At 68.4% G+C, this 20,473-nt stretch carries 19 protein-coding genes and 1 tRNA gene; 9 read left to right on the plus strand and 11 right to left on the minus strand.

Features of this window, described 5'->3' with window-relative positions; translation table 11 throughout:
- Positions 1-613: 613 nt before the first annotated feature.
- Entirely contained in the window at positions 614-1,417 is an 804-nt protein-coding gene (locus tag WQ56_RS05800; RefSeq protein WP_047136162.1) for an amidohydrolase, read from the minus strand.
- Positions 1,418-1,497: 80 nt separating this feature from the next.
- Complete coding sequence (locus WQ56_RS05805) at positions 1,498-3,339, minus strand: glycosyltransferase family 39 protein (protein WP_231583362.1); 1,842 nt, start codon at positions 3,337-3,339, stop codon at positions 1,498-1,500.
- A gap of 59 nt (positions 3,340-3,398) precedes the next feature.
- Between WQ56_RS05805 and WQ56_RS05810 the strand changes: the two genes are divergently transcribed.
- The 4 genes from WQ56_RS05810 to WQ56_RS05825 are packed head-to-tail and all read left to right on the plus strand — an operon-like array spanning position 3,399 to position 7,744.
- A complete protein-coding gene (locus tag WQ56_RS05810) occupies positions 3,399-4,349 on the plus strand; it encodes an AAA family ATPase (protein ID WP_047136164.1) in 951 nt (316 codons plus the stop codon).
- A 4-nt stretch (positions 4,350-4,353) separates the two neighbouring features.
- On the plus strand, positions 4,354-5,304 hold the full coding sequence (locus WQ56_RS19025) for a DUF58 domain-containing protein (protein ID WP_047136165.1): 951 nt from the start codon (positions 4,354-4,356) through the stop codon (positions 5,302-5,304).
- Positions 5,301-7,256 (plus strand): DUF3488 and transglutaminase-like domain-containing protein, encoded by a 1,956-nt coding sequence (locus tag WQ56_RS05820; protein WP_047136166.1) that lies wholly within the window; start codon positions 5,301-5,303, stop codon positions 7,254-7,256. Before WQ56_RS19025 ends, WQ56_RS05820 begins: the two co-directional genes overlap by 4 nt.
- Positions 7,253-7,744, plus strand: a complete 492-nt coding sequence (locus WQ56_RS05825) for a Slp family lipoprotein (RefSeq protein WP_047136167.1) — start codon at positions 7,253-7,255, stop codon at positions 7,742-7,744. The genes WQ56_RS05820 and WQ56_RS05825 overlap by 4 nt, the downstream gene beginning before the upstream one ends.
- Before the next feature lie 72 nt (positions 7,745-7,816).
- Here the strand turns inward: WQ56_RS05825 and WQ56_RS05830 are convergent, their stop codons facing one another.
- From WQ56_RS05830 to dnaX, 4 genes are all read right to left on the minus strand, one after another.
- On the minus strand, positions 7,817-8,161 hold the full coding sequence (locus tag WQ56_RS05830) for a histidine triad nucleotide-binding protein (protein WP_047136168.1): 345 nt from the start codon (positions 8,159-8,161) through the stop codon (positions 7,817-7,819).
- 96 nt (positions 8,162-8,257) lie between these two features.
- Positions 8,258-8,848 carry a recombination mediator RecR gene (gene recR / locus WQ56_RS05835; RefSeq protein WP_047136169.1) on the minus strand — a complete coding sequence of 197 codons (591 nt, stop codon included), beginning with the start codon at positions 8,846-8,848 and terminating at the stop codon, positions 8,258-8,260.
- Between the two features lie 100 nt (positions 8,849-8,948).
- Positions 8,949-9,269 carry a YbaB/EbfC family nucleoid-associated protein gene (locus WQ56_RS05840; RefSeq protein ID WP_047136330.1) on the minus strand — a complete coding sequence of 107 codons (321 nt, stop codon included), beginning with the start codon at positions 9,267-9,269 and terminating at the stop codon, positions 8,949-8,951.
- 2 nt (positions 9,270-9,271) lie between these two features.
- Entirely contained in the window at positions 9,272-11,113 is a 1,842-nt protein-coding gene (dnaX, locus tag WQ56_RS05845; protein ID WP_047136170.1) for a DNA polymerase III subunit gamma/tau, read from the minus strand.
- A gap of 123 nt (positions 11,114-11,236) precedes the next feature.
- Here dnaX and WQ56_RS05850 point away from each other — a divergent pair.
- Positions 11,237-11,329 (plus strand) — tRNA-Ser (locus WQ56_RS05850).
- A 613-nt stretch (positions 11,330-11,942) separates the two neighbouring features.
- On the opposite strand, the gene WQ56_RS19260 is transcribed toward WQ56_RS05850, so the two are convergent.
- The 3 genes from WQ56_RS19260 to WQ56_RS05865 are packed head-to-tail and all read right to left on the minus strand — an operon-like array spanning position 11,943 to position 15,370.
- Positions 11,943-13,883, minus strand: coding sequence for a hypothetical protein (locus WQ56_RS19260; protein ID WP_047136171.1), 1,941 nt, complete (start codon positions 13,881-13,883; stop codon positions 11,943-11,945).
- Complete coding sequence (locus tag WQ56_RS05860) at positions 13,884-14,708, minus strand: PP2C family serine/threonine-protein phosphatase (protein ID WP_047136172.1); 825 nt, start codon at positions 14,706-14,708, stop codon at positions 13,884-13,886.
- The gene (locus WQ56_RS05865; RefSeq protein ID WP_047136173.1) at positions 14,693-15,370 is read right to left on the minus strand and encodes a VWA domain-containing protein; all 678 of its coding nucleotides are present in this window, start codon (positions 15,368-15,370) and stop codon (positions 14,693-14,695) included. The genes WQ56_RS05860 and WQ56_RS05865 overlap by 16 nt, the downstream gene beginning before the upstream one ends.
- Positions 15,371-15,818: 448 nt before the next feature.
- On the opposite strand from WQ56_RS05865, the gene WQ56_RS18565 reads away from it, so the two are divergent.
- Positions 15,819-16,085 carry a hypothetical protein gene (locus WQ56_RS18565; protein ID WP_156170390.1) on the plus strand — a complete coding sequence of 89 codons (267 nt, stop codon included), beginning with the start codon at positions 15,819-15,821 and terminating at the stop codon, positions 16,083-16,085.
- Positions 16,086-16,099: 14 nt separating this feature from the next.
- On the opposite strand, the gene WQ56_RS05870 is transcribed toward WQ56_RS18565, so the two are convergent.
- Entirely contained in the window at positions 16,100-16,966 is an 867-nt protein-coding gene (locus WQ56_RS05870; protein WP_047136174.1) for an exonuclease domain-containing protein, read from the minus strand.
- Between the two features lie 409 nt (positions 16,967-17,375).
- A complete protein-coding gene (locus WQ56_RS05875) occupies positions 17,376-18,473 on the minus strand; it encodes a DUF4236 domain-containing protein (protein ID WP_047136175.1) in 1,098 nt (365 codons plus the stop codon).
- A 594-nt stretch (positions 18,474-19,067) separates the two neighbouring features.
- On the opposite strand from WQ56_RS05875, the gene WQ56_RS05880 reads away from it, so the two are divergent.
- The 3 genes from WQ56_RS05880 to WQ56_RS05890 all read left to right on the plus strand — a co-directional run bounded on the left by WQ56_RS05880 (position 19,068) and on the right by WQ56_RS05890 (position 20,442).
- On the plus strand, positions 19,068-19,745 hold the full coding sequence (locus WQ56_RS05880; protein WP_047136176.1) for a hypothetical protein: 678 nt from the start codon (positions 19,068-19,070) through the stop codon (positions 19,743-19,745).
- 114 nt (positions 19,746-19,859) lie between these two features.
- On the plus strand, positions 19,860-20,189 hold the full coding sequence (locus WQ56_RS05885) for a SymE family type I addiction module toxin (protein WP_082132224.1): 330 nt from the start codon (positions 19,860-19,862) through the stop codon (positions 20,187-20,189).
- A 1-nt stretch (position 20,190) separates the two neighbouring features.
- The gene (locus WQ56_RS05890) at positions 20,191-20,442 is read left to right on the plus strand and encodes a hypothetical protein (protein WP_047136177.1); all 252 of its coding nucleotides are present in this window, start codon (positions 20,191-20,193) and stop codon (positions 20,440-20,442) included.
- Positions 20,443-20,473: the final 31 nt, after the last annotated feature.

Genomic DNA, 20,473 nt, shown 5'->3' on the forward strand with positions numbered 1-20,473 from the left:
CCTCCGCTTGCGGGGAGGGTTGGGGGGGGGGCGCTCTCGGGAAAGCCCGTGCCCCCACCCGGCGCGCGGTGCGCGCCGGCCTCCCCCGCACGCGGGGGAGGCGAAGGCGGCATCGCGCGTCTTCACCACGCACGCGATCGAAGCCCTCCTCCGCTTGCGGGGGAGGGTTGGGTGGGGGCGCTTTTCGGGAAAGCCCGCGCCCCCACCCGGCGCGCGGTGCGCGCCGGCCTCCCCCGCACGCGGGGGAGGCGAAGACGGCATCGCGCGTCTTCACTACGCGCGCGATTGAAGCCCTGCTCCGCTTGCGGGGGAGGGTTGGGTGGGGGCGCTCTCGGGAAAGCCCGTACCCCCCACCCGGCGCGCGGTGCGCGCCGGCCTCCCCCGCACGCGAGGGAGGCGAAGGCGGCATCGCGCGTCTTCACTACGCGCGCGATCGAAGCCCTCCCCCGCATCGCGGGGGAGGGTTGGGTGGGGGCGCTCTCGGGAAAGCCCGTGCCCCCACCCGGCGCGCACCGCGCGCCGGCCTCCCCCGCACGCGGGGGAGGCGAAGGCGGCATCGCGTGTCTTCCTACGCGCGCGATCGAAGCCCTCCCCCGCGTGCGGGGGAGGCTCGCTAGGTGTCGAGGATCTCGAAGCGGTCGGCGTCGAGCATCGCGGGGAACCGCTCGCGATGCGCGGCCAGTTCCGATGCCAGCAGCGTCGTCGTCGAGACGACCTCGGCGTCGGTGCATTCGCTCAGCGGGTGGCCGAGGAAGTCGAGCACCGCGCTGTCGCCGGCATAGTCGAGACCGTTGCCGTCGTGACCGACGCGGTTGACCCCGACCACGTAGCACAGGTTCTCGATCGCGCGCGCGCGCAGCAGCGTCTTCCACGCGTACGCACGCGCCGCCGGCCAGTTGGCGACGAACAGTTGCAGGTCGAAATCCAGTTGCCCCGGCCGCTCGACATCGAAACGGTTGCGGCAGAACACCGGGAAGCGCAGGTCGTAGCAGACCTGCGGATTGATCCGCCAGCCCTTGAGCTCGACCGTCAGCCGCGCGCGTCCCGGCGCGTAGCGCCTGTGCTCGTTGGCGTAGCGGAACAGGTGACGCTTGTCGTACCACTGCAGGCCGCCGTCGGGCGAGGCCCAGAGCATGCGGTTGTAGACGCCGTCGCCGTCGCGCAGCTGCACGCTGCCGGTCACGACCGCGTCGAGCGCGGCCGCCTGCGCGCGGATCCAAGCCACCGTCGGCCCATCCATGCCCTCGGCCCGCTCGATCGCGTCGTTGCTGAAGCCGCTGGTGAACGTCTCGGGCAGCACCACCAGGTCGCTGATGCCGCGCAGCGGCGCGATGAGGCCGCCGTAGTAGTCGCGGTTGGCCTCCGGGTCGTGCCAGACCGTGGCGCCCTGGACGATGGAAACGCGCAGGTTGTGCATGGAGCCGCCTCGTCGACGACCGCGACGCGGCCGGGCTCCCGATTCTCGTCGGCCCGGCCGCGCGGCTCAAGCCGGGAGGCTCACTCGGGCGCCGACGCCCGCAGCGGCTGCTCGGCCCAGCGCTCGACCGCGCCGTCGCGGCCGACGATCTCCAGGCCCAGCCAGTAGAGGCCGGGCGGACGGTCGCGCAGGTCTAGCGTCGCGGCAAACGCGACATTCGGCTGGGCCGGGTCGCGCGAGCGTCCCTGCAGGAAGCCGCCGACCCAGTGGTTGGGCAGTCCGTAGTGCGCCGTGGCGACGGGTACGCCGTCCAGCGTCACGACGACCGACTCGACGCCCGCGATGTCCCTGACCGCCCAGCCGCTCACCTCGACCCGCCCCGCCACGCGCGCACCGGACGCGGGCGCATCGATGTGCGCGAGCGCAGGCGTGGCGCACGCATCCGGCACCGGCGCATCGCGGTCGAGGCGCACCAGCAGGAAACGCTGCCCGCCCCGGTCGACGTTGACCACGCGCGACACCGGCAGGCTGCCCAGGCGTTCGCACAACTGCTGGTAGCGCTCGAGCAGCGCGCTGAACTTCACGTCCGTCGCGCCGACCACGACCAGCGCCGGACGGCCCGCCAATCCGGCGCGATCGTCGAGCTGCAGGCCCCACAGCTCCAACTGCGGCGCGCGGCCATGATGGCGGTTGATCGGATGGTCGAGCACGCGGATGTCCGGATCGCCCAGCGCGAACCCGAGCTCCGCGCCGATCTTGAAGTTGTCGGCGACGAGCACCGTGTCGTCCGGCATGTCGGCCAGCTCCTCGCCGACCGCGGCGGCGAGTTCGTCCCAGCCGGCGAAGTTGGACGGATACCACTTGAGCGCCGCCGCGCGCTCGCGCAGCTGCGGCGACGACACCGCGACGTAGTAGCCGTTGACCAGCAGGAAGCCGGCGACCAACGTCGCCAACGTCAGCAGCCGCAGCCAGCGCGGCCAGCCCAGCAGCACGAAGCCGGCCAGCGGCAGCAGCGCCAGGTAGCCGGGCAGCGGCCAGTGGAAGCTCACCCGCTCGGTGTCGGCCACGAAGCCCAGCGCGAAGAAGCCGGCGACGATCAGCGCGCCGCACAGCGCGAGGAACCGCGCCGCATCGTCGGGCATGCGCCGCATGCGCCAGGCCGCGAGCGCGAGCGCGGCGAACAGCAGTGGCGTCACCAGCCCGGCCTGGATCACCAGGAACTGCCAGCCGTCGGCATGCAACGCCCACGGATGCCGGTCGACCATCTGGAAGCGCAGCCCCGCCTCGGCATTGGCGAGGTTCCAGGCCAGCAATGGCCCCCAGGCCGCGGCGCCGAACGCGATCGCGATCCACACCCGCGGATCGCGCAGCGCCGTGCGGCCGGACGGCAGCGACGCGAGCGCGACGATCCCCACCGCGATGACCGCGATGAAGCGGTAGTGGCTCAATGCGCCGAGCGCCAGGCCGAGCGCGAGCAGCAGCGCCGCGCCGTAGCTCACGCCGCGCAGCAGCCGCGTGCCGGCATCCAGGCACAGCACCGTCGCCAGCGCCAGCATCGCGTCGGGCAGCGCCATCACGCCGAGCGAGCCCAGCAGCGGCAGCAGCAGCGCCAGGCAGCCGGTCACCCACGCCGCGTCGGCGTCGAACTCGCGCGCGGTCAGCCGCACCAGCAGCCACGGCACCAGCGCCGAGATCGCGACGAACGGCAGCCGCACCGCCAGCAAGCCGTCGCCGAACATCTCGGTGCCCAGCCGGATCAGCCACGCGGTCAGCCCCGGCAGATCCGAGTACGCCCACGCCGGGCGCTGCCCCTCGAGCCAGTAGAAGGCCTCGTCGACGAACAGCGGCAGCCGCATCGCGATGCCCAGTTTCAGCACGACGACCAGCACCCACAGCGCGACGAACACCGTGCGCATCTCCATCCGCCGCATTGAACTCGACCTCGCTACACTCGGGAACACGTCGTCAGGGGAGACCGCGCATGCCCGATCCGTCCACGACCCGCGCCATGCTAACCGACGCGCAGCGCGACGCCCTGTCGTCGGCCCGCGCGCAGGTCAACCGCCTGGTGCTCGGCAAGGAGACCGCGGTCACGATGACCTTCGTCGCGCTGCTCGCCGACGGCCACCTGCTGATCGAGGACCTGCCGGGCCTGGGCAAGACCACGCTCGCCCACGCGATCGCCGCGACCGTGGGGCTGGGGTTCCAGCGCGTGCAGTTCACCTCCGATCTGCTGCCATCCGACGTGGTCGGCGTCTCGGTCTACGACGGCGCCGCGCGACGCTTCGAGTTCCACGGCGGCCCGGTGTTCACCAACGTGCTGCTGGCCGACGAGATCAACCGCGCGCCGCCGCGCACGCAGAGCGCGCTGCTCGAGGCGATGGCCGAGCACCAAGTCACCGTCGACGGCACCACGCACGCCCTACCCGACCCGTTCTTCGTCATCGCCACGCAGAACCCGGTCGACCTGTCGGGTACCTATCCGCTGCCCGACTCGCAGCTCGACCGGTTCCTGCTACGGCTCAACCTCGGCTATCCCGACCGCGACGCCGAACGCGCCCTGCTCGCCGGCGAGGACCGGCGCACGCTGATCGCCGGCACGCTGCCGCAGCTGGGCGAGTCCGACCTGCGCGAGATGCGTGCCGCGGCCACCGCGATCCACGCCAGCCCGGCGCTGGTCGACTACGTGCAGGCGCTGCTCGCGCGCAGCCGCCACCATCCCGGCGTCCGCGTCGGTCTGTCGCCGCGCGCGGGGCTGGCGCTGCTGCGGGCCGCGCGCGCGCTGGCGCTGCTCGACGGCCGCGCGCATGCGCTGCCCGACGACGTGCAGCGACTGTTTCCGATGATCGCCTCGCACCGGCTGGTCGCCGACGATGCCGGCGACGGCGACGCGCTGGCAGCCGGCATCCTGCAGGCCGTGCCGGTCGACTGACCCGATGGCTACCGCTGGCCTGCGCCGCCTTGAGGGCTGGATGCGTCCGCGACGCCCCGAGGCGCTGCCCGTCCGCCTCGACCGCCGCCGGATCTACGTGCTGCCGACCCCGTTCGGCGGCTTCGTCATCGCGCTGCTGGCGACGATGGCGGCCGGCGCGCTGAACTACAACAACAATCCCGCGCTGCTGCTGTGCCTGCTGCTGGGCGGCGCGACGCTGGCCAGCCTGCTGTGGACGCAACTGCAGCTCGGCGGGCTGGAGGTGCGCGCCGTGCGCGGCGAGCCGGTCGCCGCCGGCCGGCCGATGCCGCTGCACGTGCACGTCGGCGCGCCGCCGGGCCGCGAACGCCGCGGCCTGCGGGTCGATTGCGACGACGCCATCGCCGCGCCGCTGTCGCTCGACGAGACCGGCGGCGAGACCACGCTGGCCCTGCCGACGCAGCGCCGCGGCTGGATGCCCGCGCCGCGGATCCGCATCTCCAGCACCCGACCACTCGGGCTGGCGCGCGCATGGGCCTGGGTACGGCCTGACGCCCGACTGCTGGTCCACCCCGCGCCCGAGGCGCACGGCCCGGCGCTGCCGCGCGGCGCCGGCGAGGACGCGCAGGCGCGGCTGCACCCGGCCGGCGACGACCTCCACCACCTGCGCGAATGGCGCCAGGGCGATGCGCGGCGCGCGATCGCCTGGAAGGTCTCGGCCCGGCGCGACGCCCTGGTCGTACGCGAGTTCGAGCGGCCGCAGGGCGCCGACGTCGTGCTCGACTGGGCGTCGCTGGGCGGCCTCGGCCACGAGGCGCGCATCCGCCGGCTCGCCCGCTGGGTCGACGAGGCCGAGCGCGACGGCGTGCGCTCGCTGCTGCGCGTGCCCGGCCATCCGCCGCTCGGCCCCGATCGCGGCCCGCACCACCGCCAGGCCTGCCTGAGCGCACTCGCGCTGCTGCCGGAGGCGCCGTGACCGCGCGTTCTGGCCACCCGCTGGACGTCGCCGGCCGGCGGCGCGTGCTGCTGGCCGCAGCAGTCTGCCTGCTGCCGCTGCTGCTGCAGCTCCCGCCGACAGTGGCGATCGTCGTCGCGGCGGTCGGCGCCCTGGTCGTTTCGGTCTCCGGCCGCCGCATGCTGCCGGGCTGGCTGCGCGGCGGCGCCGCGCTCGCGCTGCTGGCCTGGGTACTCGCGCAGGCGGGCGGCGCGATCGGGCGCGACACCGGCTGCGCGCTGCTCGCCGCGATGCTGGCGGTCAAGCCGTCCGAACTGCGCACGCTGCGCGACGCCCGCAGCCTGCTCGGCTTCGCGCTGTTCGCACCGTTCGCCACGTTCCTGCTCGACCAGGGTCCGCTGTCGCTGGCACTGGGCCTGGCCGGCGCGCTGCTGGTCGTGGTCGCGCTGCTCGGGCTGTCGGACGCCGAATCCGGGCTCGCGCCGGGCGGCGCCCGCCGGCAGCTGGGCACCGCGCTGCGCCTGGTCGCACTCGGCCTGCCGCTCGCGCTGGCGGTGTTCTGGCTGTTCCCGCGCCTGTCCACGCCGCTGTGGGGCGTGCCCGAGCGCTCGTCGGCCACGCCGGGGCTGTCGGACGAAATGGGCGCCGGCCAATGGCTCGACCTGCTGGCTGACGATTCGCCGGCGTTGCGCGCGACGTTCGCCGGCCCCGAACCCGCGGTCTCGCAGATGTACTGGCGCGGTCCGACGCTCACCGACTACGACGGCCGCACCTGGACGATGGCCCGCCGGCAGCCGCCGCCCGCGCCCGACCTGGTCGCCCATGCCGCACCGGCCTGGGACTACGAAGTCGTGATCGAGCCGACCGGGCGCGACCTGCTGGTCGCGCTGGACCTGCCCACCGCGCTGCCAGACGGCGTGCGCGGCGGCCGCGACTACACGCTGCGCAGCCCGCGCCGCCTCGACAGCGTGAGCCGCTGGCGCCTGCGCTCGGCGCCACCGCTGCGGTTCGAAACCGACCTGCCCGACACCTTCCGCGCCGATGCCCTGCGCGTGCCCGCCGCGCTGAACCCGCGCACCCGCGCGCTCGCGCGGCAATGGCGCGCGGAAACCCCGGACGACGCGGCGCTGGTCGCGCGCGCGCTGGCGTGGATCGAGCGCGATTTCGCCTACACCCTCGACACCCCGCTGCCCGGCCGCCACGCGGTCGACGAGTTCCTGTTCGACCGCCAAGCTGGCTTCTGCGAGCACTTCAGCTCGGCATTCACCGTGCTGATGCGCGAGGCCGGCATTCCCGCGCGCGTGGTCACCGGCTACGTTGGTGGCCGCCGCAACGCCTACGGCGACTACTGGCTGGTGCGGCGCATGGACGCCCACGCCTGGAGCGAGGTCTGGCTCGAAGGCCGCGGCTGGGTACGCGTCGACCCGACCGCCGCGGTCGCACCCGAACGCATCTACGACACGCTCGAGGACCGTCTCGCGGCCGGGCGGCCCGGCGGTGCACGCTTCGCGCCGATCTTCGACCTCGGCGACTGGGCGCGCCGCGGCTGGAACGACTTCGTGCTCGGCTTCGACGCCAACCGCCAGCAGGCGATGCTCGAGCGACTGGGCCTGGCGCGGCTGGGCGCCGCCGGCCTGGTCGCGCTGCTCGCCGTCGCCGCGCTGCTGGCGCTGGGTGGCATGCTGTGGCTGATCGCGCGCAGCGATCGCGAGACCGACCCGCTGCTGCGCGCCTGGCACCGGCTGGGGCGGCGCTACGCACGCCTCGGCCTCGCGCGCCTGCCACACGAACCCGCGTCGGCCTGGATCGTGCGCATCGGGCCCGCGACGGGCGATTCGGCGGCGCTGGCCGCCCTCACCCGCCGTTTCGTCGCCGCGCGCTACGCTCCGGACCCGGCCGACCCCACCCTGGCGCGCGACCTGCGCGCGCATCGCCCCACCGCCGCCCGCGCCGCGAAGGAGACCTCCCGATGAGCCCTGCCCGCCTGTTGCCCGTCAGCGCCCTGGCGCTGCTGCTCGGTGCCTGCGCCTCGCAACCCAAGCCCCTGCAGGGCGGATTCGCCGAGACGCCCACGCCGCACGCCGCCGTCCAGGGCGACTACACCGGCACCGCGGTGCGCTGGGGCGGGCGCATCGTCCAGGTCGAGCCACGGCCCGACGCGACCTGCTTCGAGATGATCGCCACCCGGCTCACCGTCACCGGCCGCCCGTACTGGGCCAGCGACGACACCAACGGCCGCTTCATCGCGTGCCGCGCCGGCTTCTACGACCCGGCGGTGTTCGAGAAGAACCGCGAGGTCACCTTCACCGGCCGCATCGCCGGCTACGACAGCCGCCGGATCGGCGAGTACGACTACCGCTTCCCCCGCATCGACGCCGACGTCGTCTACCTGTGGCCGGTGCGCGAGACCGTCGACGTGCTGGCCCGCCCCGCGCCTTGGCCGTGGTGGGGCTACTGGTGACGCACTGACCTGTAGGAGCGCGCTCGCGCGCGATGACGCTTTCCCAATACGCTCCACCGCGCGCAAACGCCCCTACGCCGGCGTCCCAAACCGCCCCAGCTGCGCGCCCGCGAGCAGGTGCAGATGGATCTGGAACACCGTCTGCCCGCCGTGCTCGTTGCAGTTCATGACGATGCGGTAACCGTCCTGGTCGAAGCCCTGCGCCTTCGCGTAGCGCGCCGCGGCGACTGCGAGCCTTCCGACGACTTCCGGCGCATCCTCGGGCACGTCGTTGAGCGTCGCGTAGTCCTGCTTGGGCACGAACAGCACGTGCACCGGCGCCTGGGGCCCGATGTCGCGGAACGCGATCAGGTGTTCGTCCTCGTAGACGATGTCGGCCGGGATCTCGCGGCGGATGATCTTGTGGAAGATGGTCATGGGCGATGAACCGTTGGCGATGCGCAATGGCCCCAGAGCATACCGCCGCCACCGATCATCGCCACAACCCGGATCGCCGATCGCCGCCGAGCGCCGCTACTCGACTTCGCTGCGGCTACCGAACGCGTGCGACAGCGTGCCGCGATCGACGAACTCCAGTTCCCCGCCGAGCGGCAGGCCGTGCGCGGGGCGGCTCGGGCGCACGCCGTGCTGGCGCGCGATCTGTGCCAGGTAGTGCGCAGTGGCCTCGCCCTCGACGGTGGGGTTGGTGGCGATGATCAGCTCGCGCACCTCGCCCTCGGCCAGCCGCGCGGCCAGCAGGTCCAGGCCCAGTTCGCGCGGGCCGATGCCGTCGAGCGGACTCAGCCGGCCCTGCAGCACGAAGTAGAACCCGCGGTAGCCGGTGGCCTGCTCGATCGCCAACCGGTCAGCCGGCGTCTCGACCGCGCACAGCGTCTGCGCATCGCGCGACGCGCTGGCGCAGGTCGGGCACACCGGCGTCTCGCTGAAATCGCGGCACCGCGCGCAGTGGCCGATCTTCTCGACCGCCTCGGCCAGCGCCGTCGCCAACCGCGCCCCGCCCTCGCGCCCGCGCCCGAGCACGTGATAGGCCATGCGCTGCGCCGACTTCTGCCCGACCCCGGGCAGCACGCGCAACGCATCGATCAGTTGTTCGAGCAGGGACATGGGCCGTGATGGGTGCGTTGTGAGGGGGGATTGGACAGCGCGTCAGTCCGCGTGACCCGGTTTCCCGAATCCCGATTCCCCAATTCCGATTCCCGGCTCCTCAGAACGGCAGCTTCATGCCCGGCGGCAACGGCATGCCGGCGGTGGCGCCAGCCATGCGCGCTTTCGATTCCTCGTCGACCTTGTTGGACGCATCGTTGAAGGCGGCCGCGATCAGGTCCTCGGCCATCTCCGGGTCGGACAGCACGGACGGGTCGATGCGCACCTTGCGGCAGGCCTTGGCGCCGGTCAACGTGACACTGACCATGCCGCCGCCGGCGCTGCCCTCGACCTCGAGGTTGGCCAGCTCTTCCTGCACGCGCTGCATGTTTTCCTGCATCTTCTGGGCCTGCTGCATCAGCTGGCCGATATTTCCACGCATCATCAAAGTCCTTGTTCGTCGTAGGGGCGAATGGAATCCGGTACGAGTCGGGCGCCCTGCTGCGACATCAGGCGCTGCACGTCCGGATCGGAGAGGAAATTCTGCCCGGCCGCCGCCTGCAGCGCATCGCGCTGCTGCGCATTGCGCTCGTGCAGCGTCGGCGCCGTGCGTGCGGCTGCGGTTTCGAAGCGGATCTGCGGCGTCGCGCCCAGCGGCCCGGCCAACGCGGACGCCAGCTGGTGGACCATGATCGGCGCCTTCAGGTGCTCGTCGGATTCGGGCAGCGCCAGTTTCAGCACCTCGCCCTCGAGCGCGACGAACGCCGCGCTGGCGGCCAGTTCGCGCACCGGGCCGCGCAGCGGCAGATCGGCCACGAGATCCAGCCAGCCGTCGGCATCGAGTGCCATCGACGTCCGGGCGGCCGACGGCGCCGGCTCGGCGCGCGGCGCGGGGGCTGCGGGCGGCTCGGCACGGGGCGCAGGCGTGGGCTCGGGCGTCGGTGCAGGCACCGATACCGGGGCTGGAGCCGCCTTGCGCGGCATGTCGATGCCCTGGCCGGCAGCCGCCATCGGCACTGCATCGACCGGCGCACGGGTTGCCGGACGCGCGGGTGTCACGGCCTCGGGTGCCGGTGCGGCGGCCCGCGGCGGCGGCGAAGACGCATCGCCCAGCGCGGCCCGCGCCGCGGCCGGCCCCGACACCCGGCCCTGCCCGGTACCGCTGCCCGCAGGCGCGCCGGCGTTGCCGCCTTCGGCCGGGCGGAACGCAAACATCCGCAGCACGGTCATTTCGAAGCCCGCGCGCGGGCTCGGCGCCAGGCCCAGGTCGCGGCGGCCGTTGAGCGCCATCTGGTACCACAGCTGCACCACCTCCGGCCGCACCGACGCAGCCAGCGCATCGAGATCAAGGCCCTCGGCCTCGATGCCGACCTCCGGCACCAGCTGCCGCACCTGGATCCGGTGCAGCGCTTCGGACAGCGCGTCGAGCACACCCGACCAGTCCGGCGAGAACTCCGCCAGCGCCACGACCTCGGCCATCAGCCGCGCGCCATCGGCCTGCGCCAACGCGGACAACAGGTTGCCGACGCGCGTGCGGTCAACGCTGCCGAGCATCGTCGCGACCGCCGCATCGGCGAGCGCACCACCCTCGCCGCCCGCACCGGTGTAAGCGATCGCCTGGTCGAGCAGCGACAGCCCGTCGCGCAGACTGCCATCGGCCGCCTTGGAAAGCTGCCGGATCGCGGCCGCATCCGCCGCGATGCCCTCGGCCGCGAGGATCCGCGTCATCTGGCCCTGGATCTGGTCCTCGTCCAGCCGCTTGAGGTTGAACTGCAGGCAGCGCGAGAGCACGGTGACCGGCAGCTTCTGCGGGTCGGTCGTCGCCAGCAGGAACTTCACGTGCCCTGGCGGCTCTTCGAGCGTCTTGAGCAGCGCGTTGAACGCCGACTTCGAGAGCATGTGCACCTCGTCGATCAGGTACACCTTCACCCGGCCGCGCGAGGGCATGTACTGCGCGTTGTCGATGAGCTCGCGCACATCGTCGACGCCGGTGTTGCTGGCCGCGTCGATCTCCAGCAGGTCGATGTAGCGCCCCGCGTCGATCGCCAGGCACGTCTCGCACTCCCCGCACGGGTCGGACGAGGTGCCGCGCTCGCAGTTCAGGCTCTTGGCGAAGATGCGCGCGATCGTCGTCTTGCCGACGCCGCGCGTGCCGGTGAACAGGAAGGCGTGATGGACGCGGCCGGTCTCCAGCGCGTTGGTCAGCGCACGCACGACGTGCTCCTGCCCGACCAGCTCGGCAAACCGCTTCGGACGCCACTTCCGGGCGAGGACGAGATAGGACATGCCGCTATTCTGCCATGGCCGTCCCCCTTCCTTGTGACCGGGCCCAGGCCCAGCTAGAATGGCCGGCCCGCGGCGGTCCAGCCGTCGCAGCGTGCCGCCCCGCGGCCCGCGCGGGACAGATCCGGAGAGGTGTCCGAGTGGTTGAAGGAGCACGCCTGGAAAGTGTGTAAGCGTCTAAACCGCGCTTCGGGGGTTCGAATCCCCCTCTCTCCGCCAGAAACGCAAAGCGCCCCGCAAGGGGCGTTTTGCGTTTCTGGGGGTGTGCGGGGACTTGATGAAGGCCCCCGGCTCGACGGATTCGCCTGGAGCGAATCCGGCCAGCCCAGAGGGCTGGCCCCGCAGGCGCCCGCGCCGGAGGGGCGAGGCCCATGGATGGGCCGAGCAATCCCCCTCGTCGCAAGTTATGCAGATGACCGAGGCTTCGGCCAAGCAGTTCCGGAACTATCCTACTAAAAGACTGACCTCCTCCCAGTAACTGGTGGTACGGCTACTGGGGGCAAGTCAGCCAACCTCGGCCTCTCGCAGGAGAGCCGATGATCTGCTCTTCGTTGAAACGCTTCTTCACGTCCAATCTCCTTCTCGTTCGGAATTGGACTCCAAAGCAGACTGCTACTCAATTGCGGGGGGGGGGCCGTCGAGGCGGGCTGGATCGTTGGTGAGCATAACGAAGAATGGCCGATTTTGCCGGAAGCGGCCGACGTGTCCGGCCAGCCGCAGCCTCACCATTGGTTACAAAGATTGCTCTCGAATGCGCAAGCGCAGTTCAAGTTCATCTTGTTGCAAGAGAGCGCCTCCTTGGAAGGCCAGAACCCACGTGCTCAGAGGACAATCAGGCGCCGCGAATGCCAATAGCCCGCGCGTCGGCACGTGCCTGCGCGTATCGCCCAACCGCATCGCGCATCGCGCCCTCAAGCGCTTGACGCTGAGCGGTGGCTACCTGTCGCATCTGCTGCAAATCTGCCCTGCCGGCCTGAAGTTCCTTGAGAATTTCAGCCCGGCGAACCGCAATGCTGCGGTCAAGGTCGGCAACAAGCCTTGGATCAACGCCGCCGCTCGCATTGAACCGAAATTTCCCCTCTAGCCCGCGCCGCCACTTCAATAGCCGCTCCGTAAGCGCCGGTCCAAATCCAGGCACATTCATGACGGCGCGCTTGTCGACATCAGCCGCCGTCTCGATGCCGAAAGACTCAAGCATTGCCTTCTTCGCGGCGCCGATCCCAGGGATCGAGGCTCGTTCAATCTCGAACTGATCCAAGTAGACGCGCAGCGCGTGCGTCTGGCGATCCTGGACAAGCCGGCTGTAGCGCGCATCGCGCTTTTGCTGCAGTTGGCCCAGCTCAGTTTTCAGCGCGTCCAAGCCTTGACGCTTGGCGCGGAACTGGGCATCCGCACGATCTTCGCGCCATCGCACGCAAAGACCCTCGAAATGATCCTTTGCCTGGCGAAATCGACTCTCGATCGGTGCTATGTCGCTGCGTCCACGGCTGTTGATCCAAACACCGAGACCTGCGCCCAAAAGTCCCCACAGAAGGATCAGATCAACGCTGACCAGCACGCCGAGCAGAATAACGCTGAGCGCGACCGCCCATGCCACCGTCTGCCATACGCCTTTGCGTTGCCCCAAGGCCGCGATCGCAGGAGAGGCTAGGACCGCCGGCACCTGTGGCGGCGCGGGCCAAGCAGGGAGCGCGATTGACAGGATGTCGCGCCAGATCGCGTCAGCATTCGTGGGGCCGCTTTGCACTGGCGGCGCCGATCCAAGGGGCATTCCAAAGAGCGCAATGCCGGCCCGCTCGATTGGGCACCATGGGCACGCGCTGAGCGCGCCGTAGTAGTAATGCGCGGGGTGGGCGGAGCACCGAGCGAACTTTCTCTCGACCACCTCAAGCGCTTTGATCCACTCCTGCGCGGACGGACGCGCGCCCGGAGCCGTGCCCGCTTGCCCAAACGCACGCTCCCAAAGCTGCGCCACCGGCGCAGACGCCGCCGATGCTGGCGCGCTAAATGGAGGCGGCTGCATGCGCAGCGCAGCGCCGTTTGCGGTATACGCGTATCGAAATTCCGGGATCGCCCTCTCGATCGGCATGTCCCCTGGGCCGCTGTAGCGCCCTGCAAATGGGTGGCGGCCGTTGAGCAACATTTGAAAAATCAGGACCGCTAGACCGAAGTTGTCATGATTAACAGTACGCGTGATCGATGCGAAGGCCTTCCCGTGGAGCTCTGGAGGGGTGAAGTCCTGGACACCGACTTCGCAGCGAAACACGCGCCCCTGATGCGACACCTGAAAGCTGTCGGTGTCGATCAGTCGCACAGTCGCATCTGATGCGACGCGAACGCCGCCATGATTGACGTCTCCAACGAGGTGCCCGGCCTGATGAAGCGCCGCAAAGGCACGCGCCGTGTTGAGCGCGGCACGCACCACCATGCGCCAGTCGGCATTTGGGAAATCCGCGAGGCGACTCTTGGGGCTGTAGAGCCTGTGGATGTCCTTGGAGCCGCGCAGGTTCTCCATCAAAAACCCGCGCACCTTCCCGTCTGGCTGGCGGAGCACATCGATGGGCCACGCAGTGAGCTGACTGATCACAGATGTGCGCAGGCTCGGCATTACTGCGAGCTTTGCGCTCCGCTCCTCGTTCGCAGGCGCGAGGTAGATCTTGGCTGCGAGCTCGGGCCGCCCACTCACTTCGTAGACTGAGCCCTCGCCACCCTTCCCGAGGAGCGTGCCGAGGACCACCCGGCCCGCGCTGCCGCGGACGTCGGGCGCGCTCACTCAGGGCGCCTCGGCAGACAGTGCAATCGGCTGATACGGCGGCAAGCGGCTTGCCAAGATGAGCGTCTTGTCGTCATCGGTCCGCTCGCATACGACAGGCGACGACAGATATTCATTGAGCTTCTCAGACAACTCTTGGTCAATGCCGCCCATCGGCAAGGCCCGCACAGCCTGAAACATCTGGTCGAAGAACGGGCCGTGAACCGTCTGGGATGCATAGTGCAACACAAGCGCCTCGATACCGTCGGTAAATGCGGCAACTTCATCGATTGGGCCGACTTGCGATGAAAATTCGACGTTGTCAATCGCGGCCGGGTCGGTTACGAACACCGTCTGATTGATGAACTCGCCATGCTGTGGCCAGAAGATGTAGGCCCAATCATCTCCACGCGGACGCACGACCATCGCGCCATCGCCAATCTGCAAAAAGCATGCATGATCCGGGGATACGATCGCCGCAAGCAGCGTGCAGGCGTACTCGCGAACCGCCATCCCATCCTGCTCCGCGCGATGGCTGATCCTGGCCACGACATTGCGAATCCATGCCTGTGCGGTTTCGCGCGTGAGCGCACGTAGCTCATTGCCATCGTTAAAAAAACCGCGCACCGAGTCGAGAAGCTCTGCGGTTGCAAGCTGCGCGCCGCTGTCAGACCGAGAAGCGCTACCGGCGCCATCCGCGGCCACCAGCACCAAGACAGGGTCCTCACCTAAGAGCGCCCAGGCATGCGCGTCCTGACAGGGCGCACCTGTCTTCGAGTGCGAAGCTCCGAGCGCAGATGCGGCTGCCAGCCGCCACGCCTGGAGATCCATTAAACCGTCGCCCATCCTTCGGGAACGGCCGGATTCTGCAATGGAACAGCGTCGCCAGGCGTGGAGCGCGAGACGGCGCTCATGGAGTTGGATAGCCAGCTAAAGAGCTCGCGGAACTGCAGTCCCCGCAGGCTCAGCGGCGCGCGCACGGAAATCTGACGCAGCGTCCCCATGTCTGCGCCCTGCACGCCCACGGCGAAGAACTGAAAATTCTTAGTGGCCTCGCCCTCACGCACGAGCTCGGCTGCGCGCTTCCAGTTATCGGTCGGCGCGCCGTCGGTAATCAGAAAGATCCACGGGCGGTAGTAAGACACGCCGTTGGCCTTGTAGATCTCTTTGCGCTGGCGAAGCATCTCGAGCCCCTGCTCGATCGCAGCGCCCATCGGCGTATCTCCAGTGCACGCAAGCGTTGGCGGATAGAAGCTGTCGGCGGTTACGAACTCCGTCATCGTCTGTACGGGGCCGAAAGTTACGATCCCTACCTCAACGCGCTTGGCGGCAAGAGAATCGGCGGTAAGCTCTTCGCGAAACTGCATCAGCCCTTCGTTGAGCTGCTGAATTGCCGGGCCGTTCATCGACATCGAGGTGTCGAGGAGCAAGAGGCACGCGCACCGGTTTTCCGGGTTCTCCGCGAAGGTGTGTGAACCAAAGGGCATCTGCTCAAATTCGCTTGTCATATCGGATCTCCCTGTCCTGTGCAGAATTCTAGTCGAAAACCTTGGCACCTGAGCGAGGCGGGCTTAGCATCCGAGCATGCTGAACGCGCTTCCCACCGCCACCGCTTCTTGGACGCCCCGCGGCGCCGCCGATTGGGCGCCACTCGTCGCGTCGGGCGCGGTGCTTACAGGGTTTTTGCTCACTCTTGCGCTTGGTGATCGATCATATCCTGAGCAACCCTCCTCCGCGCCGATCTCGCAGGAAGTCGCCGTGGCTCCGGCCGAGGTGCCCGCGCTTCGAGCAGTGCCCCCGAGCGTGCGAAGTGGCAACCGGGGCTCCATCCGGCTTGTCGGAACGAATGCCCTTCCTTCGCCAAAAGGCCCGTTAGCGTCCGCAAGCGGCTGCCCCCGCTCACAACCCCATCTGCCCTCGCCTGCCGCAGCTGCAGCCCTAAAAGCGGGCTGGCACGTGAGCGCTGACCTGCATCGAGCCGGTTACCAGCTCGTCCTTGTGGACGCAGGTGTTGAGCGCAAAGGCGAACGGTGCGTGCCGATTGGTGCGTCTGTGCTTGTATTTATCGAGTCAGGGCTTGTCGCGATCGCCTACGACAGAAGCGGCAGATCTGCTTCGCGCTTGGCAGCGATCGAGCTTGCAGAGCCTCATGGCGTAAACCTGATGGGCGGCGCGGGCACGCTCGCGCATCTGGCACTAGGCGATCAGCTGATCCTTCGCTAGGGGCTCCGCTGGGCTCAGCAAATCGCTTGGGTTTCCACGATCTGCTTGAAGTCGGACTCGCGCAGTACACGGATTGCGTATCCCTTCGCAATAAGCGCTTCCGCTTTCAAATGTTTGGCGCTCTTGGTCTTCCCAGCGAGCTTACGCGCGTCCTGATCTCCAACGATCAAAAGCGTCGTCTTTTTGCTGACGCTAGCAGCGACGTCGCAGCCTGCCTTCGCCGCCAGATCAGCGGCATGACGCCGCGGGATCTCCAACGACCCTGTGAACACCGCGATCTGCCCAAAGAGCGGCCCCTCACAGTCCCCGAGGCGCGTTACGTGCCCCTCAGTGCTCAGATCGATCGGACGCCGCACGCGCCCCTGCCAGTCGGCGAGCGTCAGCCCTGGCGCCCCGCTCGCGCGGCAGAGCACCTCCCCGGCTGCGCGCGCGTCTTCGAGCGCATCGTGGTGCTCGAAGCGAATACCAAGAAACGCGGACACCGGACGCAGGCCATATCCACGCGCGCCAAAGCGATCCGGCCATGCCCGCCGGACAACGCGTGCGGTGTCGAGCCACTGCCAGACGGGCACGCTCAGGCCATAGCGTTCACAAGCACGGCGAACCGCTCCCTGATCGAACGGGGTATGACAGGCAACGACACTCGCGTCCAGGCGCTGCCTGAGTGCTTCGGCAATCTGCGGCCATGTGGGCGCGCCGCGGACATCTGCTTCGGTGATCCCATGGATGTCGACGTTGAAGGCATCGAATTCACCCTCCGGATCGACGAGCGCCGAATACGAATCGACATGTCGCCCGTCTCGAAAAAACGCAACGCCAACCTGGCAAATGCTGCCAAGATCAGCGTTGGCCGTTTCAACATCAAGGGCTGCAAATTCCATTTTGCTCCGATGGACATATCACGCGATCACGCCCTGATGAGCTGGCAACGCGGCATGGTCGTTAGGCGACACCGCATCCTGCGCTTACGCTTTAGGCGGACTACTTGTTTGGCTTGTGCTTGTGCGGCTTGAGCGAAGGCGTATTTCCAGGCGTTTCCTTGTTATCTCGCCTCCTCTTATCAGGCTCGCCTGTCGATGGAGCGATTGGCTTTGGACCCGGTTTGATTGCCATGAAGAGCCTCCTTTTCGATTGGTGAAGAGCAATTCCTCGCGGTGCCGCCTAACGCAATTTTCGTAAGTGCCGTTCGAGCCCGGCAATTCGACTCCCGATCCTGCCACGGACCCCAAGGCGACGACTCCAAGTTGCCTTTTATCGCCGATGTCGGCATTTTGCAACTCAAACTACCACCTAGGATTTCACAACTCGAGAGAGGGCCTGCAGCTGCGTCGCGAATGCGACAGCGGCGCCCCCCTTGGAGACGTGCAGCAGCTCGTCGATCCCTGTCGCACTGGTGATTCCGAGGCGATCGTAGGCGCAGATCGGAATCTGATGATTATTCTTAAATCGCTTGTCCGGCCCGCCGCGCTTGTTTACGAACCGCCAGGTGTAGCCCGTAATCGTCGCGTCAGAAGGCACGCCCTCATCCTCAATAAAGCTTGTAGGGCCCGCTTCAAGGCGCAGGGTTCCGAATGACGCGCCACCCACACCAGAGCTGTCGTAGATCAAGACGCGATCTGGAAAGAAGTGGAGCGTCTGAGCACCGACCTCCACTGCAATCGTTTCTACATTCGTCTTCACGAAAGGCGGTGCAGCGCGAGAGACGCGCGTTTTCCTACGTTTTACAAGGCCACTGGCACCCGCATGATACTTCGCATTATGCACATGTGCGCGCGCCGAAATGTGCCACACGCGAGACGCTCCCGCAATTCCATCGGCTGCCCTGTGGAATGCTTCGAGTGCCTGCTCAATATCCTTGTCGAGCTCGTAAAGGAGCACGACAGATTTGCGCAGGAGATCGGCGTAGTAAGCCCATGCAACGCCGATCCCACCGACAAGGAGGGCGACCCAAATTGCCCAGACCGGAGCGCCTCGCATAAACAGGATCAGCAAGGCGGTGAGTAGCGCCGTGAGAGCCCATGGCCAAAAGCGGACACGCCGCTGCTTGTCGCTCAGTTCATCCAGCAGTTCCGCCGATGACGAATCAACGATTGTTGTTGCGAGCGCCGAATCGATGTCGACCATAGGACCATGCGTGCCTGAGGGCACATCGCTCCAATCGAGCGAAGCGGGCGGCGGCATGGGCACCCTAGGCGTGCTTTGTGAACCCGAAATCGCTGGAAGCGTCGCGCGGTAATGGATACCGCCCCGCCCCATGTGGACGTAGTTGCCTCTTGGGCCGGTCCCAACGCGAAGACCCTTGACGCCGACAGACACACCGACTCCACCCTTGGAGAGGTTGAATCTGAACGGCCCCACCCACACGCTTTTACGCAGATAGATTCCCATCAATCAAGTTCCTTTTGACCCTCGATACGCTCACACGTACCCACCAGCAACTCCCGGGGCAAACGCTTTGCAACGCAGCGGCGCCCCAACTCTGGACCTTCGCGCCGATGGTGACAGATGTTTTCGTAGCTAGCCCTAGTATTCAAGCCGCACGCCTCGTAGCGAAGCCTTGGAGAATGCCGGGAACTACCGACGCCCCCCGCAATTGAGCAGCAAGGAGCTCTGGAGTCCAATCCCGAAGAGCTTGCCCAGCTTCCCCACTTCCGTCCCCCCGGCTCAAGAAGAGGAATTTCGGCTCACGGAACTTCTTCGGAGGCGCTCAGTACTACTTGACAACCGCACAATTCGCTAGCAAGCTCGACTACGGAGCGTAGAAACTCCTCAGACAGCGGTACCCACCTCCGACAACCTGGTGGGTTTTTTGTGCCCGGCGCTTTGCGGGCACAACCGACGCGATGCCTGCGTCGGGAGGGCGGCTAATACAACACCCTTCGGGGAAATACGCCCGCCGTCTGTCTGCGGTTTCTAACCTCCCGACTTCCCGTCCGCCATCCGGTGGGCGGGCCACTTCGATGGAATGAAGGAGGCAACATCATGTCGAACCGCGAATCGAACGAGAGCCAACGGGCTGGCTACTTCCTGCCGGAAGACGACAGGACGCGGCTGGCGAAACTGCGCGACCACATGGAATTCCTGTCGCGCTTGGCGGAGCCGCGCACGTACGACGAGGAGCAGGACGATCCGCCCGAAGTCAGCCACGGCGAACTGGCCACGTGCCTGGCCATGCTGGCCGAACAGGCGGAACTGGTGCTGGAGGCGATGGCGTGGCGGCCGTCGCAAGGCAAGCAACCCGACACGCGTGCAGCCGTGCCCGAGACCGAAGCCCCCGCCGAATCCGCCGGCGAACTGGAAGCGCGACCGTACGCGACGCAGGATGCGGCGTCGGTTCCGCCGGCGAATACGGCCGACGTGCCGGAGGCCTACGTCTTCGGCGTCACCATCGACCAGGCCGACGCGCTCGACCGGCTGGTGCAGACGCTGATGGCGCATGGCGATGTCCTCGCATCCGGGCATGAGGACGATCTGGCCGATGCCACGGTGCCGGTGCTGGGGCTGGCGATCTCGGAAGGCGCGGACGCCGTGCGGGACATCCTGGACCGCGTGCAGGACCAGCGGATCCCGCGCGCCGCGAAGGCGCAGGGCGGCGTGCGTGAAGACCGTCCGGTGTACGGCGCCATGCCGCAGCCGGCCACGCACGCCTCGCTGCACTGATCGGCCCCGGAGCCGGGCTCGCCTTCGGCGGCCGTTGCCGAACGGCGCGCCCGGCTCCGTTCTCGACCGCGTTCGCGCGCGCATGCGCGCGCCTGTCCGTCACGGAGGATTGCCATGCCTCACCCGCCCCAGACCGCCCGCGCCGCCGCGCGCCGGGCCGATGTCCCCACGACGGCGCCGACGTCGCGCTCCGAACTGCTTATGCCAACCGCGCTGGATCACGACCGCCCCACTCCGCCCCGCCGTGCGCGCCAGCCACGGCGCTGCACGGTCGGCTCCCAGCACTACCCCGCACGCGAACCCTACGAGAACGACGACGAAGTGCCCTATCTGCGCTTGCGCGGCCTGTGGCTGGAAGCGATGGGATTCACCGTCGGCGCGCGTTTGCGCATCCAGGCCGACGCCGGCGTCTTGACGCTGACGCTCGACAGCGCGGAGCGCTGACATGGGCCGCCATCTCCCCTCGTTCGGCATCAGCCTGGATCAGGTGGACCGCTTCGACAGCCTCATCCGCCTCATCGTCGCACAGGGCGACGTGCTTTCGTCGGTCGACCCGCGGCAACTGGAAGCCGACAGCGTGCCCGCGCTCGGCGATGCGATCTACGAAGCAGGCGTGGCGCTGCGTACGCTCATGGAGCAGGTGGGCGAGCAGGCGCTGCAGGACGCGGATGCGACAGCGGGGACAAAGCCAGGTTGACCAAGGCATCGCGCGTTGAATCAAACCCGCA

Origin of the sequence: Luteimonas sp. FCS-9 (genome assembly GCF_001014645.1) — a bacterium.
In the GTDB taxonomy this organism is placed as follows: Bacteria; Pseudomonadota; Gammaproteobacteria; order Xanthomonadales; family Xanthomonadaceae; genus Luteimonas.